Here is a 15819-nt window from a genome sequence, read left to right as displayed (position 1 = left end):
ATTGAACCGTCTTACAGGGCGATGTAACCTAAGAAGGCAACATGGGCAACACCCCTTGACCAAAAGCGACTAAAGCGCGCTTATGAGCGATTAATGGGGATACTGGAAAGCCCACGTACAAACTAAGGGGCTGTGACAAAACTAACGTTTTGCCAACAGCCCCTTGCTTTTTCAATTTTATATAGCCAGAACGTGTGCCAAAAGGCCGCTTCCGTAGCATAACCCGCCTTTTGGCACACTCCCTTTTTAGCCTGAATGTAACTCAACTGAATCGGGCACCAAATAACAGCTCTCAAAGTATGAGCGGTATGTCCCCGCAGGCTTTAATCCCAACTACTCACGCAGGTGGTAGTTATAAGTTGAAATAATAATATTTTGTCTTGAATTTAAAATCGTTCGCAAGCGCAGACTGGTTTGGTTATGCAAGACGTTCTCCCAGCGGTGACGTGGCACGAATTGTGGTACCAAGACCGTGGTTGAATAATTCCGATCAGCCGCACGCTTAGCAATCACATCACAGAATCGTAAGGTTGGTTGGGCGATGGATCGATAAGACGAATGGATATCCACGAATCGGACGTCTGGGAATTCCTTCTTAAATTGCTCAGAGGTCTTATGTTCCTTTTCAGGATTGGAATCAAACGAGACGTGCATTGCGATAACATAATCACCAATTGACTGGGCATAGCTGATAGCATTCGCCGTCACCCGGGTCACCCCGCTAACCAGTACAATCACAGTCGCCCCATCAAAATGATGGGTAGCAGTAATCTCCGTTTCGTCTTCGACCACCCGTAGCTGCTCAGCAACTCGAACATAGTGATGGTGAATCTTGTAGAAAATTTGTAACAAAATCGGCATTACGATTAGATAAGGCCAAACATTGGGGAATCTTAACAGGAACAAACAAGTAACCAAAGCTAAGGAAATGAAGGCCCCAATAAAGTTGATCACTGATTTGATTTGCCAATTTTTTCCTCGGTTTCGATACCAGTGAATAATCATCCCTGATTGTGACAGCGTAAATGGAATGAAAACACCGACCGCATAAAGTGGAATCAGTGAGTTCGTCCGACCACCAAAAATGCCAATCAAGACCATCGCACCAATTGCCAAGGAAATAATACCGTTGGAGTAACCCAACCGGTCCCCTTTATCCAAGTAGGCGTGGGGCAAGAACTTATCTTTCGCCAAATTATACGCCAAAATTGGAAAGGCTGAAAATCCGGTATTGGCAGCGACTGCCAAAATCATCGCGGTTGACAGCTGAAGAATATAGTAAACAATGCCGTGGCCAAACACATTCACACCAATTTGTGAAAGAACCGTTTCATGACTGTTAGGCACAATCCCCATGTAGTAACTAAGAAATGTAATCCCACCAAAGAAGCAAGCTAAGATGGTGGCCATGATCGCCAATGTTGCAGAGGCGTTCTTACTCTTTGGTTTGTTGAAGTTAGGAACAGCATTACTAATCGCTTCAACACCGGTCAATGATGAAGAACCGGATGAAAATGCCCTAAAGAACAGCACCAGCGTCATCCCTTCAACGGGCGCACCAATATGCGCAGCCGCGTGATAGGCAATGTTGCCAGTGACGATATTGTAGCCACCGTATACGATCATCCCAATGATCATGATGATAAATAAATAAACAGGCAGCGTCAAAAATGAAGCGGATTCTCGAATTCCCCGAAGATTAAGCAACATAATAGCAACAACAATAAGACAGGAAATCAAGACTTGGTGCGAATACAATGACGGGATAGCCGAGGTAATCGCCTCGGTCGCAGATGTGGTTGAAACGGCAACGGTCAACATATAGTCAACCAGTAGTGACCCGCCGGCAACCAGTCCGGCCTGCTGTCCCCAATTGGTGCTGGCAACAACGTAGGCACCACCGCCAGACGGATAAGCATGAATAATTTGTTGGTATGACAACGTAATTGCAGCCAACAATACCAACACAAGTGCGGCAACCCAAATTTGGTACATCAACGCTGCTGCAGACAGCGTAATCAAAATGGTTGTAATCTGTTCAGTACCATATGCAACTGACGAGAGCGCATCGGAAGACAGTAATGCCAGTGCCTTAAATTTGGTTAAGGATTGACCACCTTCATCAGTGGTTTTTAACGGCTTCCCAATTAACAGCCGTTTAAGATATCGCCACATAAATAGTTACTCCTTTTTCAATAATCTACCATTCTTGTGAACCATAAAATGATAGTCCTTCTTGAGATTAAAAACAAGTCTTGATATGTACGCCCAAATGAGTTTAGAACTGAAACTCATTTGAAAGCCAAAAAATATGACATTTACCAGACAAATTTTGATTCAAAATAAGCACCAATCCTCATTAGGACTGATGCTTATTTTACAATACTTTAATCATAAATGGTTATTTTATGCTAAATTACATGCCCATTCCTGGTTGTGGCATTGGAGCAGCTGGTGTGTCCGGCTTAGGTTCGTCGGCAACAACAGCTTCCGTTGTCAACAACAAAGCAGAAACGGATGCGGCATTTTGAAGTGCTGAACGGGTAACCTTGGTAGGATCAACGATTCCATCGTCAATCATATCTTCAAATTTGCCGTTAGCAGCGTTATAGCCGATTCCAGGCTTTTCATCCTTGAGCTTTTCAACGATGACAGAGCCTTCAACACCGGCATTTTCAGCGATTTGACGAACTGGCTCTTCGAGGGCACGAAGGACGATTCTGATACCAGTTTCTTCATCACCGCCAGCTTCGGCATCCAACTTGGCGATTTCTGGAATGACGTTAATCAAAGCAGTTCCACCACCGGGTACGAAGCCTTCTTCAACGGCTGCACGGGTTGCGTTCAAAGCATCTTCAATCCGATACTTCTTTTCCTTCAATTCAGTTTCAGTTGCGGCACCAACACGAACAACGGCAACCCCACCTGATAACTTAGCTAAACGTTCCTTTAACTTGTCACGGTCAAAGTCTGAAGTCGTCTTTTCGATTTGTGTCTTAATTTCAGCAACACGGTTGGCAATTTCATCATTTGAACCTGAACCGTCAACGATGGTAGTTGAATCCTTCGTAACGTTAACCTTGTTAGCTTGACCTAATTGTTCAAGGGTTGCGTCCTTCAAGTTCAAGCCAAGGTCGTCGGTGATCAAGGTTGCACCAGTCAAAATGGCAATATCTTGTAATTGATCCTTACGACGGTCACCAAAGCCAGGGGCCTTAACAGCAACAACGTTGAAGGTTCCACGCATCTTGTTCAAAACAAGTGTTGGCAATGCTTCGCCACCAATGTCATCGGCAATAATCAGAAGTGAACGACCTTGTTCAACAATCTTTTGCAGCAATGGCAAAATGTCTTGAATGTTAGTGATCTTCTTATCAGTTACCAAGATGTATGGATTATCCAAGTTAGCTTCCATCTTGTCGTTGTCGGTTACCATGTATTGTGACATGTAGCCACGGTCGAATTGCATTCCTTCAACAACGTCCAAGCTGGTATCAACACCACGTGACTCTTCAATGGTAATGACACCATCATGGCCAACCTTTTCCATTGCATCGGCAATCAACTTACCAACTTCAGTGTTGGCAGATGAAATGGATGCAATTTGTGCAATATCATCCTTGGTCTTAACATCGTGTGACATCTTGTGAAGGGCATCAACGGCAGCCTTGGTTGCTTTTTCAATCCCGCGACGAATACCAACTGGGTTGGCACCGGCAGTCACGTTCTTCATACCTTCATTGACGATTGCTTGTGTTAAAACAGTTGCAGTGGTGGTTCCATCACCGGCAACATCATTGGTCTTTGAAGCAACTTCAGAAACCAACTTGGCACCCATGTTTTCAAAATGATCAGGCAATTCAATTGACTTGGCAATTGTGACACCATCATTGGTAATGGTTGGTGTTCCTGCACTTTGTTCCAAAACAACGTTTCGACCCTTTGGTCCAATTGTTGCCTTAACTGTATCTGCTAATTTATCAACGCCTCGAAGCATTGCGCCACGAGCATCTTCAGAAAACTTTACTTGTTTAGCCATTTTAAAATTTCACCTCAAAAAAGTATTTTTGATTATTTTTAAATTGTTATTCGATTCAAATCATTCACTAACGCACAATTATCTTGGTAAAATGAACTTACTCGATAACTGCAACGATGTCTTTTTCATGCAGAACCAGGTAGGACTGATCGTTGTCCTCGATCTCGGTTCCGGCGTACTTATCAAACATAACCCGGTCGCCCTTCTTAACAACTGGCGCTACTTTTTGGCCGTTATCCAAAACGCGGCCATCACCCACGGCAACGACGGTACCAGCTTGTGGCTTTTTCTTTGCATTATCAGCAAGAACAATGCCGCCCACTGATTTTTCTTCTTCTTTTTCTGTTTCGATAATGACGCGATCTCCTAATGGTTTTAACACGTTAGTCCCTCCATTTACAACATTTTTTAGCATCATTAGCACTCGTATGTTAAAAGTGCTAATCACTGTTTATAATATATTATTTTTTCAGACCAATTGCAAGGATTTCTACATATTTTTCAAGATTTTAGTATTGACTAGGCCGGCTTTCACAAATTGACGTAACAGAAAAACCTTGTGACAAAGGCGTTTTAATCGCAGAATTGAAGTCATTCAAAAAAGCCGAGCCAAAAGTTGACACTTTTGGTCCGGCCGATAACATCTATTCATTAAGCTGTTACTTACTGAAATTTTCAATAAAATAAATCAAAGTTTGTAATTCGTTGGTTAAATCGACATTTTGGACTAACACATCATCAGGCACGGACAATCTGATCGGCGTAAAGTTCAAAATTCCCTTCACCCCACCGGCGACGGCATCGTCGGCGATCGATTGGGCAACGCTTGATGGAACGGTCAAAATAATCACTTTAATTTGTTGATCGTGAAGCTGATGCGCCAATTCATCAATCGGATAAACCGGAACGCCGTCTTCAATCGTGTTGACAATTTCATCATCGGTATCAAATGCAGCGGAGATTCGAACGTTGCCATCCTTGTGAAAATTAAAGTTCAACAAGGCGTGGCCCAAGTTTCCAACCCCGATCAAGGCAACGTTGGTCAGATGCTCCTGATTCAAAATCTGCTTGAAAAATGAAAGCAAATTGTCGACATCGTAACCGTAACCTCGTTTACCCAAGGCACCAAAGTACGAAAAGTCCCGGCGGATTGTAGCTGAATCAACCTGCACCGCCTCAGCTAATTCGGTAGACGAAATTCGTTGCTTGCCTGTATCGTGTAATATATTTAAGTATCTGTAATAAATGGGCAATCGTTTAGCGGTTGCGCGTGGAATATTTTCAGCTGTCAAGAAAATTTCCTCCTATTTGTATTTTGATCATATAACTTTGTGAATTCCTATTTACAACTTATTCTACCATATCTCGACATCTTGTGAAATATATTTCAAATAATACTTACAAAAAATTACTGAATCATTGAAAATTATGATAGAATTATATGATGTAAGTTACAAAACGAAAGGTGGCCAAACGCTTGATAATCTTACAAGTACAGGATCTCAGTAAACGTTTCAATGGCGAAACAATTTTTTCAAAAGTTAACTTGGCCATTCAAGAAAATAGTCGCATTGCCTTGGTCGGCCGAAACGGTGCCGGCAAGTCGACCCTGGTCAAAATGATAATCGGTGAACAATCCGTTGACAGCGGCCAAATTGTCACCAAAAAGAATCTGACGATTGGCTACCTTGCCCAGGATACTGGTTTGGACTCCGATAAAAGCATCTATGATGAGATGGCATCGGTTTTTGCCGGTTTAAAAGCACAAGAACACAAGCTCCATGAATTAGAATCACAAATGAGTGCCCCTGATCTGGATACGACCTCTGAAGATTACCAAACGATTTCTTCACAATATGATAATATTCGGGCCGATTTTGAACAACATAACGGATACGGTTACGACGCTGAAATTCGCGGCGTGCTCCATGGCTTTGGTTTTGAGCAACCCGACTACGATCGGCATATCAACGAATTGTCCGGTGGTCAAAAGACCCAATTGGCGCTGGCTAAGCTCTTGTTGGAAAAGCCTGAGCTCTTAATCTTAGATGAACCGACCAACCACTTGGATGTTGAAACCATCACCTGGCTTGAAGGCTACATTCAAAATTATAGCGGTGCGCTCCTGATCATTTCACATGACCGTTATTTTCTGGACCGGATTGTGAACGAAGTCTACGAAATGTCACAAGGGACCCTGCACCATTTCACTGGGAATTATACCGACTACACCCGAAAAAAGGGCCAGCTAGTCGAACAAGAGTGGAAAGAATACGAAAAACAACAGGCAAAGATTCAGAAGTTACAAACATTTGTCGATAAAAACATCGTCCGGGCATCTACGACAAAACAAGCTCAGGCGAGACGAAAGCAACTCGAAAAAATGGACAAGCTGCAAAAGCCGACCGGTGACGCCAAAAGTGCCCGTTTTTCATTTACGCCGGCTTCCAAGAGCGGCAACAACGTTTTAAACGTCGTAAACGCCGCGGTCGGCTACACCACTGTTCTTTCGGAACCGGTTAATCTCGACGTGAAACGTCACCAAGCGATTGCAATTGTCGGCCCAAACGGGGTTGGAAAATCAACGCTACTTAAAAGTATCTTGGGGATCATTCCATTTTTAAAGGGAACAGCCCAATTTGGCACCGGTGTTGATACCGGGTACTACGATCAAGAGCAGGCCTCCCTACACGATTCCAAAACCGTTTTAAGTGAACTATGGGACGATCATCCAACCACGCCTGAGGGCGACATTAGAAGCATCTTGGGCAGCTTTTTATTTTCGGGTGACGATGTTGCCAAAATGGTTCATGATCTTTCCGGTGGTCAAAAGGCCCGACTCCTGTTGACGAAGCTCGCGATGCAGCACAATAATTTCCTGATTCTAGATGAGCCGACCAATCATTTGGACATCGACAGCCGGGAAGTTTTAGAAAAAGCGTTAAATCAATTTGACGGCACAATTTTGTTTGTTTCCCATGACCGCTACTTCATCAATAAGATTGCCACGTCTGTGGTCGAACTGTCCCGTCAAGGCACAACGCTGTATTTAGGAAATTACGATTATTACGTCGATAAAAAAGCCGAGCAACTTGCGATTAAGGAACATGATGCCCAGAAAAATGCCCCGGAACAGTCACAATCCGAACCGGAGCAAACCACAGACAAGAAGAATTACGTCATCAATAAACAAGTTCAAAAAGAGCACCGCAAGCTTGAAAGAGAAGTGGCGTCGCTCGAAGAACAACTGGATCGTTTAACAAAAGAAAAAGATACAATTGAGACTGAGATGACCAAGCCGAATGTTTTTAACGACTTAGGTAAACTACAGGATCTGCAAACTCAACTTGATGAGACCAATCAAAAAATCGGCGAAACGGAATCAAACTGGGAAGCCGCCAGTTTGAAGCTCGAAAACATGTCTGAAGGCTAGCAGCTCTCGGATCACACCACTCGACTTTCACCTAAAAAATGAGCGTGGGCCAAATATCGGTTAGGTAATATTCAGGCTAAAAAAGAGGTTGGAGCAAAACTTTTAAGTTTTGTCCCGACCTCATTTTTTGTCCATATTTTTATTTAACTTCATCTTTAAGCCAATCAAATTCAAGCCCAGGATCGGCATTGAGCGTTGCGTCCGCCCGCTCACCGTGTCGATAGAGCATTTCCCCAGCTGCCCCAATCATGGCGGCATTATCCCCGCACAATGAGAGTGGTACCAATTCAAGCTTGGTTTGTGGAAAAGCCGCTAAGTCTGACGTGAGTCTGTCGCGCAGACCTTTGTTGGCTGCCACACCACCGGCTAAAATCAGTTGTTTAACTGGAAATTCACGTAAGGCTCTGACAGTTTTATCCGACAAAACATCTACAACTGCTTGTTGGAAGCTGGCGGCGAGATCTTCTTTGCTCAGTGATTCGTTGAGTTGATCTGCATGGTGAACCGTGTTAATAAACGCACTCTTCAAGCCACTAAAACTAAAATCGAAGTTCTCGTCGGAGTCCATTGCCCGAGGAAAGTTGAAAGTATCCTTGCCCTGATGAGCCAATTCGTCAACCGGCTTGCCGGCGGGATAGTTAATCCCGAGAACCCGACCAATTTTATCGTACGCTTCTCCGGCAGCATCGTCTCTGGTTTCACCAATAATTTGAAATCGATTTTCTTCCGGCATGTAAACCAGCTCAGTGTGTCCCCCGGAAACTACGAGCGCCATGGCCGGAAATTCGATCGGTTCAACTAATCGGGCAGCATAAATATGTCCCGCCAAGTGATTGACCGGAACTAATGGTAACTGGTGGGCCCAAGCAACCGCTTTGGCAGCCGCCACACCAATCAATAGTGCGCCCACTAGGCCAGGACCGTAAGTAACCGCCACTGCAGACAAGTCGTCGTAGGTGACGTCCGCTTCGGTTAATGCATCCTCAATACAACTCGTAATCTGCTCAATGTGGTGGCGACTGGCAACTTCGGGAACAACCCCGCCGAATCGTTGGTGACTTTTGATTTGTGTCGCAACAATATTTGAAAGAATCTGATTGCCATTTTCGATCACAGCGACTGACGTTTCGTCACAGCTGGTTTCAAAAGAAAGCACTAAATTTCTTGCCAATAAATTCATCTCATCCCTATTCGTCATTTTTACCCAATCTTGGTAATATCCAAAACCATATTCAAAGCATCTTCGCGATCGTTGAAGTAATAGTCTTTTTTCAGGCCGTTATCCACAAACCCGATGTCTCGGTACAATTTCTGGGCGCGCGTATTGCTGACGCGAACCTCCAAAGTAACTTTACTGTACTGAAGCTGACGGGCTTTTTTAATGATCGTCGTGACCAAAAAGTACCCCAATCCATGATTTTGAAAATTGGGTGCAACAGCAACGTTTGTGATGTGACAATCCTTGGTATGATTATTCAATGAACAGCCGATAAACGCGACCAGCCAATCATTTCGTCGTAAAACCAAGTACAGACGGTCGGTCTTTCGCATCAATTCTGTGCGAAAAGCCCGGTCGTCCCAAGGGGTCTGGCCACCATAAACGGCGCGTTCAATTCCTAAAATCTCAGGAATATCCGGAATCATGGCCTTAGCCAAGAAATATTCAGTTCCGTTAATTTCAACATCGTGATTTTTGATGTCAAGGTAACGTTCACGTAACTGGACTTCCTTATTATAAAATTGCTTACTAAACCAATCCTTAAATTTTTTCAACATAATCATGCGTATCCTCGTTAGGATGTAATTTTTTCCAATCGGCCTCCGCCTTGGTCAATCTCAAGTACCTAGGGACAACCGCATCAACGTTTGTCACCGGCGACTTTGATCGCCCATAGCGACCGAGCTTGGCAGCACTGGGAATTGCTGCTAATGAATCAGCGACGATTAAACGACTATGTAAAACAGACCGCATCCCGTCTTCAAATGAATCCGTGTCACCGGAAATGACAATTGGTTGATCATAAAAGCTGATTAATTTCAGCCAGTCAGTTAAGTTGATGTGCTGATCTTCAATCACGGACTCAATGACACCATCGTTCCACCGATAAAGGCCGGTGAACATGTTTTGGTTTCGACCATCAAAAATTGGGTTGATCAAAACCCCTTCTTTTTCAATATTAAGGGCCAAATTTAATAGGCTCGAAACCGTCACCAACTCAATACCAAGCGTTTTAGCGATTGTTTTCCCCGCTGTCACTGCCATGCGAATCCCTGTGTAGGATCCTGGCCCATCGGCGACGACAACCCGCTGTAAATCCGTTGGCTTCAAATCAGATTTTTGAACCAAGTCTTCAATGACCGGCATCAAAAATTCTGCGTGCTTTCTATGCGTGGTTAACGTCGTTTCCGCTAATAAACGGTCATCTTCCATAACAGCGACGGAAAGTGGCCGATTCGATGTATCAATTGCTAAAATTTTCATGATTAATCGTTACCCTTTGCTTTACTTTCTTTCCAAATGATCGATGCCGTAGCTGAGAGCACATCGTTGGATGTAATTTCGTGCACTGTTTTAATTCTATCATTATCTGAAGAATCGACAACTACCGAACTCGTCACCATGCTTCCATATGTGACTTCATTTTCAAAACGGATATCAATGTTGGCCGGTTCGTGCGCATTTAAAAAGGTCATTGGCAGTGCATCCAACATCCATTCAGGATAACGGGAATTATTAACGTGGCCGTTAAAATCAATGTCACTCCATCTAACCCGATATTGTTTGGCCGTGGCTTGACTTGTTTCTTCAATCTTATCCGGTCGCGGCAGCCGTGGTATTCTGCGAACCTTTTCGGACTGGTACGGGGCAATCACGTCGTCTGCAATCGCCGTAATTTTACGGGCCTTTTCATCCATTAAAACCCAGATGCTTTCGACCTTGACTAATTCGTTCCCAGCTTCGTCATGTAACCAAAACTCTCGATAAGCAAAGTAACGGTTATAAGAGGTTCCCCGAGTCGTCATTTCAACTTTCATGTCTTTTTGCGGCAGCTTGGTAATGTGAATCGAATATGAAGTAACAACCCACCCAATGCCATATTTATCAATCAAATATCGTTGATCAACACCGAGTTTTTCATTTTGGTGTTCAGACGCCAAAATCAAAATGTTAATCAGCATCGGAATCGTAATACGGTTATTAACATCGCATTCATAAAATGGGATGGTGTGGATTTCACTAAAGTGATGGGCTGGCATAGACATTACTTCTTTCTATTTGATGTCGTGGTATTGATTATAAACAACTTGCTTACGTAAATGATGCGCTTTAGCAACCCGCTTAATTGCTTCGTTAACACTCAGATCATTTTGAATATAGAAATCAACCTGCTGGTCAATGGTCATTCCGGCGAGTGGGTCGACAGCCTCAATTTCAGGCTGGTCATTACCTGACACTATAATAACAAATTCCCCACGAACTTCATTGGAATTGGCCCATTCGTTGAGTTCCGAAAGACTCCCGCGAATAAATTCTTCATGCTTTTTGGTCAACTCCCGGCACAGAGCACCCTTTCGAGCAGATCCCAGCTGGTCTTCCAAAATTTTTAGAGTCTTCTTCAACCGATGTGGCGCCTCATAGAAAATCATTGTTTCAGGCTTGTTGCGCAGTGCATCGAGTTCTTCTCGCTGCTCTTTAGGTTTCCGGGAAAGAAACCCGTAAAAGTAAAATGGCTGGGGCGCAACTCCTGAGGCAATTAACGCCGTGATTCCGGCATTGGCACCAGGAAGTGGCACAACATTGATTTGTTCTTTCACACACGCCATCACCAATTCATGGCCGGGATCACTAATGGACGGCATCCCTGCATCACTCACCTGTGCGATTGTCACGCCCTGCTTTAACTTCTCGATCAATTCCGGAATCCGTTGAGCGGTGTTGTGCTCATGAAAGCTAATTTGTTTGGTTTTAATATCAAAATGATTGAGCAGTTTCTGGGTGTTTCGTGTGTCTTCTGCCGCAATCAAATCGGCTTCCTGAAGTATTTTGACGGCACGAAACGTCATGTCGTCAAGATTCCCGATTGGCGTTGGTACCAGGTATAAAATCCCATATTGAGTTGCAGAATCAAAGCTTCGTTGCGTTTCCAATGTTGACTCCTTAATGACGTTTGCCATAAATAATATCGGTACAGAAAATACAGTCCTCACCGTTTTCCCGACGCTTGCCATAATACGAGCTGCATACATGAAAGCCTTGGTTATAAAGCTTTTCTAAGTTCTTTCTCGACTTAGACAGGCGAGGTGAGTTGCTATCCATTTTTTCAGTTATCTGATTAATTCGATCCCGTAGATGCTGATTTTCAATTTCTAGCTCCGCGTTTTTTTCCATCAAGCCGATCAATGATTCATGGAGGTGGGAAAAGTTTGCGGCGTTGGAACTAAGTTGTGTGTCCATTTGTTTTAATTCATCGTATAAGCTCTGACTGTCCACGTTTTTATCACCCTTTAACAAACTCTGACTGACTGATTGTGAGAATCTTTAGCGTCACTGATTCAATGATGTTTTGAAAGTTTACGTTAACGTTCATACTGCTGTTCATATTCAATAATTCGTCGAGCATGGCCAACACCTGGTCGTTGTTCCATTTGGTTGCAGCCTGTTTGGTTTGTTCCAGGATGCCGGGGTACTTAACTTGATCCGCGCTCAATGTTTCATACTTCATTTGTAACACATCATCAAACAAACTAATCATCATTGAGATAACAATCCGTTGTCGTTCTTTATTAGTAATTAATGGCATCAAGGACATTTGAATAAACGGCATGGCCATCGCATCACTCTTTACCAAATAGGTAAACCACTTTTCGAGCAACCGTTGGGTATTTTCAAACCAGTCATCTTTGAGCCATTCGTTGATTTCGTCCATGCTATTGGTGATTGAAATCATCAAATTGACTTCACTGGGCTTAACCCCACTTGATTTTAATTCTTCAACCATCAATTTTTTGCTCAAGCTGGGGAATTCAACCACTTGGGTTCTGGAAATAATCGTTGGCAACACCAAATTCCGGTTTTTACTGATCAGAAACGAGACGACGTTTCCGGTCGGTTCCTCAATAAACTTCAATAAGCTGTTCGCTGCGCCGGTCGTCATTTTTTCAGCTTCGGAAATAATGAAGACCTTTTTGGATCCTTCCATGGCGCTCTTGGTAAATTCACTTTTAACGTGACGGATTTGGTCAACTTTGATACTTAGCCCATCCGGCTTGGTCATGACGACATCTGGGTGGTCATAATTCATGATTCGCCGGCACTCGGGACATTGACCACACGGCATGCCATTTTGAACATTCGTACAAAAAAGCCGCATGGCAACCCCCATTGCGACTGAAAATTGACCGGCACCGTCTTCACCAGTAAACAAATAGGCGTGAGACAATTCGTTTCGTTTAACCAGATTCATAAACTGCTTAAAAATTGTCGGTTGTTTAGTTTCAGCAACGTTAACAATATTTTGTTCCATAACGTTCCCTTCTAAAACTGCTTAAATGCTTCGATTGGCAAAATCATAACCGTTGCCCCGCCAACTTGAACTTCAATTGGAAAAGTGTGTTCAGCAGTATCCCCATTCAGACTAACGGGCGGTGTCATAAATTGCTGTCTTGCTGAACAAGTTTCTTTGATCAACTTCAACGTCAAATCAACTTTATCATCGTCAACCGCAACTAAATAAGTGGTGTTTCCTGCCCGCAAAAAGCTACCGGTAGTTGAAAATCGGGTCGCAATGATGTTATGGGCAACAAAGACCGAACGAAGCTTGTTTGCGTCTTTATCTTGGACAATCGCAATGACTAATTTCATACTTAATCCTCCTTAAAGTATTCGCCGGCAATTTGATGAATAATTGTAATTGTATCATTAACCACCGCATCGATTGGCTGCGTTGCATCGATACTGATAAACCGATCGGCATTTTGATCGCGAATCTTCATGTAACCTTGATGAACCCGCTTATGAAAAGCGGTTGTTTCGACATCCAACCGGTCAATTTTACGACTATCGCGATGCTTGGCGATCCGCTCCAAGCCAACTTCAACGGGAATATCAAAATAAATTGTTTTAAACGGCAATAATTTCTCTGTTGCAAATTCATTCATTCTGGCAACTTGACTCATGCCAATCTGACGTCCCGCACCCTGGTAGGCAACCGAACTGTCAACGTAGCGATCACATAAGACTAATTTATGATCTTTCAGTGCGGGTAAGATGGTTTCAACCAGGTGCTGCCGACGGGCTGCCGCATACAATAACGCTTCGGTCCGATAATCCATTTCAGTGTTGTCCCGATCCAAAATCACGCTGCGGATCTCCTCTGAAATTTTGTTGCCCCCCGGCTCCCGGGTGACCAGCAATCTATCGCCGAGTTCTTGATCAAACACGGCGATTACTTGGTTCATAACGGACGTTTTCCCCGCACCATCCGGTCCTTCAAACGTGATAAATTTACCATCCAAAACAATTCCCTCAATTCTATGGTTAATTGTACTTTAACTCATTTCGACTGTCTAATGACGTGTTGTTTGATTCCAGCACATTATTCAAAGTTATCGTGATCGTAACTGATCACAGAAGGTTGGATTTGATCGTTTTTGATTTTTCTGATCCGGGCTTCTCTATAGATAAAGAAATACTTTTGTCGTGCCAAGGCAGTCTCTTGTTCCATTTCCATATCACTATCAGCCACAGCCTCTTGCGTTTGGGAGGCATGATCCCACTCCTCCTTCAAACTATTGATCAGCTCAAGCAATCGTTGATCGTATTCTTTTCTGACGTTTTGCCGTCTGAATCGATTGAAAAACATGTTGATTGACCACCTCGCTTTTAAATTCGCTTAAATTTCAGTTCTTCCCTGGACCGCTTTAAACAAGGTCATTTCATCGGCGTACTCGATATCAGAGCCAACGGACAGCCCATGGGCCAGCCGCGTCACTTTAATGCCGGCCGGCTTAATCAGCTTGCTCAGATACATCGCTGTCGCTTCTCCTTCTGGAGTGGCGTTGGTTGCGACGATGACTTCTTTGACGTCTTGATTTTTTTGCAGCCGCTTAATCAAAGAACTAATATTCAAATCTTCCGGGCCCTTACCTTCAATAGGTGATAAAACACCGTGCAGCACGTGATATAGCCCATGGTACTCCTGCACTTTTTCCATAACCATCACGTCTTTGGGCTCTTCAACAACTAAAATCGTTGATTGATCGCGGGTTTTGTCCCGGCAAATATCACAGGGATCCTCATCGGTTAAATTGCCACAAATCGAACAGTAGCGTAAATCGTTTTTGGTGGCAACCAATGCTTTGGAGAACTCCTTGACATCATCTTCATTCATATCGACCGTGTAAAATGCCAAGCGGGTCGCGGTCTTGCTGCCAATCCCCGGCAACTTCATGTAACTATCAATTAATTTTGCGATTGGTTCAGGATATTGCATAGTTTCCCCTTTTCAAAAATGCTTACATTCCTGGGATCCCTTTAGTATATTTACCCATTGTATCTTGGGTCGCTTTATCAACCTTGGTAAGACCATCGTTTACGGCAGCCAGCACCAAATCGCCCAACATGTCTGGATCATCTGGATCGATGGCTTCAGGCTTAATTTGAATGTCAGTCATCTTCTTATCACCGCTAAAGGTCACCGTCACCATGTCATCAGGAGAGACACCCTTAAATTCTTGTTGCTTTAGGTTCTCTTGTTCTTGACCGAGTTCCTTTTGCATTTTCTTCATTTGTTTCATCATGTTGTTCATGTTCATACGGTTCATCATAATTGGTTTCCTCCATTAATCGTCATTTATTAATCATTTTTAATATCTAATATATCTTTGCCAAATAATTCCTCGGCTTTTTTGACAACGGGTTGGGTCTCGGCGTCGTCTGCCGGACGCTCATCAGCGTCATCAGTGGAATCAGGTTTTGGGTCGGCATCATTAGAACCTGCCTTCTTGCCCTTCAGCTGATTGCGATGGTTCGCTAAGTAATCATGCCGAATTTCCGGCCATTGATTTTCGGGAACAAAGACAATTTGGGGTACTTTGCCGACAATTCGATCCAGATTATTTTCCAACGCATCCTTTAAATCCGAATCTCCCTGCGCCTTTTGATACACAAATGGGTATTCAAAGGCGACAATCACGCCGCCTTCGCTGGCAGCCACCGGAGACGATACATGCATCACCGCGCGCTGAGTGACCGACAATGCATTCATCAAATCCGGCCAAATTTCTTTAAATTGATTAAGTTGCTTTCGTGTGGCCTGTCCCAAAATTGGGTAAATCTTTGCCAACT

At 43.6% G+C, this 15819-nt stretch carries 17 protein-coding genes and 1 pseudogene; 1 reads left to right on the top strand and 17 read right to left on the bottom strand.

Translation table 11 applies throughout. The annotated features are described in order from the left end of the window. Positions 1-333: 333 nt before the first annotated feature. From AB3112_RS03210 to AB3112_RS03195, 4 genes are all read right to left on the bottom strand, one after another. Positions 334-2175: an APC family permease gene (locus tag AB3112_RS03210; protein ID WP_057910266.1), complete on the bottom strand. Its 1842-nt coding sequence runs from the start codon at positions 2173-2175 to the stop codon at positions 334-336. A gap of 241 nt (positions 2176-2416) precedes the next feature. Then, complete coding sequence (gene groL / locus AB3112_RS03205) at positions 2417-4039, bottom strand: chaperonin GroEL (RefSeq protein WP_057910267.1); 1623 nt, start codon at positions 4037-4039, stop codon at positions 2417-2419. Positions 4040-4136: 97 nt separating this feature from the next. Continuing rightward, the gene (gene groES / locus AB3112_RS03200; protein ID WP_171031872.1) at positions 4137-4421 is read right to left on the bottom strand and encodes a co-chaperone GroES; all 285 of its coding nucleotides are present in this window, start codon (positions 4419-4421) and stop codon (positions 4137-4139) included. Positions 4422-4698: 277 nt separating this feature from the next. Further along, positions 4699-5331, bottom strand: coding sequence for a redox-sensing transcriptional repressor Rex (locus tag AB3112_RS03195; RefSeq protein WP_057910269.1), 633 nt, complete (start codon positions 5329-5331; stop codon positions 4699-4701). Positions 5332-5516: 185 nt separating this feature from the next. On the opposite strand from AB3112_RS03195, the gene AB3112_RS03190 reads away from it, so the two are divergent. Next, a complete protein-coding gene (locus AB3112_RS03190) occupies positions 5517-7472 on the top strand; it encodes an ABC-F family ATP-binding cassette domain-containing protein (RefSeq protein ID WP_367333946.1) in 1956 nt (651 codons plus the stop codon). A gap of 139 nt (positions 7473-7611) precedes the next feature. Here AB3112_RS03190 and tsaD read toward each other — a convergent pair whose 3' ends face one another. The 13 genes and pseudogenes from tsaD to AB3112_RS03125 form a co-directional block, all read right to left on the bottom strand. After that, positions 7612-8652 carry a tRNA (adenosine(37)-N6)-threonylcarbamoyltransferase complex transferase subunit TsaD gene (tsaD, locus tag AB3112_RS03185; RefSeq protein ID WP_367333947.1) on the bottom strand — a complete coding sequence of 347 codons (1041 nt, stop codon included), beginning with the start codon at positions 8650-8652 and terminating at the stop codon, positions 7612-7614. 20 nt (positions 8653-8672) lie between these two features. After that, a complete protein-coding gene (gene rimI / locus AB3112_RS03180; RefSeq protein WP_057910336.1) occupies positions 8673-9248 on the bottom strand; it encodes a ribosomal protein S18-alanine N-acetyltransferase in 576 nt (191 codons plus the stop codon). Next, positions 9232-9954 (bottom strand): tRNA (adenosine(37)-N6)-threonylcarbamoyltransferase complex dimerization subunit type 1 TsaB, encoded by a 723-nt coding sequence (gene tsaB, locus AB3112_RS03175; protein ID WP_084975070.1) that lies wholly within the window; start codon positions 9952-9954, stop codon positions 9232-9234. Before tsaB ends, rimI begins: the two co-directional genes overlap by 17 nt. A 2-nt stretch (positions 9955-9956) precedes the next feature. Beyond that, positions 9957-10730: an acyl-ACP thioesterase domain-containing protein gene (locus tag AB3112_RS03170; protein WP_084975068.1), complete on the bottom strand. Its 774-nt coding sequence runs from the start codon at positions 10728-10730 to the stop codon at positions 9957-9959. Between the two features lie 15 nt (positions 10731-10745). Beyond that, entirely contained in the window at positions 10746-11621 is an 876-nt protein-coding gene (gene rsmI, locus AB3112_RS03165) for a 16S rRNA (cytidine(1402)-2'-O)-methyltransferase (protein WP_084975162.1), read from the bottom strand. 10 nt (positions 11622-11631) lie between these two features. Then, positions 11632-11964: a DNA replication initiation control protein YabA gene (locus tag AB3112_RS03160; protein WP_057910274.1), complete on the bottom strand. Its 333-nt coding sequence runs from the start codon at positions 11962-11964 to the stop codon at positions 11632-11634. A 7-nt stretch (positions 11965-11971) separates the two neighbouring features. Then, the gene (gene holB / locus AB3112_RS03155; protein ID WP_057910275.1) at positions 11972-12997 is read right to left on the bottom strand and encodes a DNA polymerase III subunit delta'; all 1026 of its coding nucleotides are present in this window, start codon (positions 12995-12997) and stop codon (positions 11972-11974) included. Between the two features lie 11 nt (positions 12998-13008). Then, on the bottom strand, positions 13009-13335 hold the full coding sequence (locus AB3112_RS03150) for a cyclic-di-AMP receptor (protein WP_057910276.1): 327 nt from the start codon (positions 13333-13335) through the stop codon (positions 13009-13011). Positions 13336-13337: 2 nt separating this feature from the next. After that, positions 13338-13988: a dTMP kinase gene (gene tmk / locus AB3112_RS03145; protein ID WP_084975063.1), complete on the bottom strand. Its 651-nt coding sequence runs from the start codon at positions 13986-13988 to the stop codon at positions 13338-13340. Between the two features lie 80 nt (positions 13989-14068). Continuing rightward, entirely contained in the window at positions 14069-14335 is a 267-nt protein-coding gene (locus AB3112_RS03140; RefSeq protein ID WP_084975061.1) for a YaaL family protein, read from the bottom strand. A gap of 30 nt (positions 14336-14365) precedes the next feature. Next, positions 14366-14965 carry a recombination mediator RecR gene (gene recR / locus AB3112_RS03135; RefSeq protein ID WP_057910279.1) on the bottom strand — a complete coding sequence of 200 codons (600 nt, stop codon included), beginning with the start codon at positions 14963-14965 and terminating at the stop codon, positions 14366-14368. Between the two features lie 22 nt (positions 14966-14987). Then, positions 14988-15299, bottom strand: a complete 312-nt coding sequence (locus tag AB3112_RS03130; protein ID WP_057910280.1) for a YbaB/EbfC family nucleoid-associated protein — start codon at positions 15297-15299, stop codon at positions 14988-14990. Positions 15300-15328: 29 nt separating this feature from the next. Beyond that, positions 15329-15819, bottom strand: a pseudogene (locus AB3112_RS03125) (DNA polymerase III subunit gamma/tau); the annotation flags it as partial.

Origin of the sequence: Lentilactobacillus sp., from assembly GCF_040773105.1 — a bacterium.
GTDB classification, from domain to species: Bacteria; Bacillota; Bacilli; order Lactobacillales; family Lactobacillaceae; genus Lentilactobacillus; species Lentilactobacillus parabuchneri.
The sequence above is the reverse complement of the archived record's forward strand: the minus strand, read 5'-3'. Positions and strand labels throughout refer to the sequence as shown.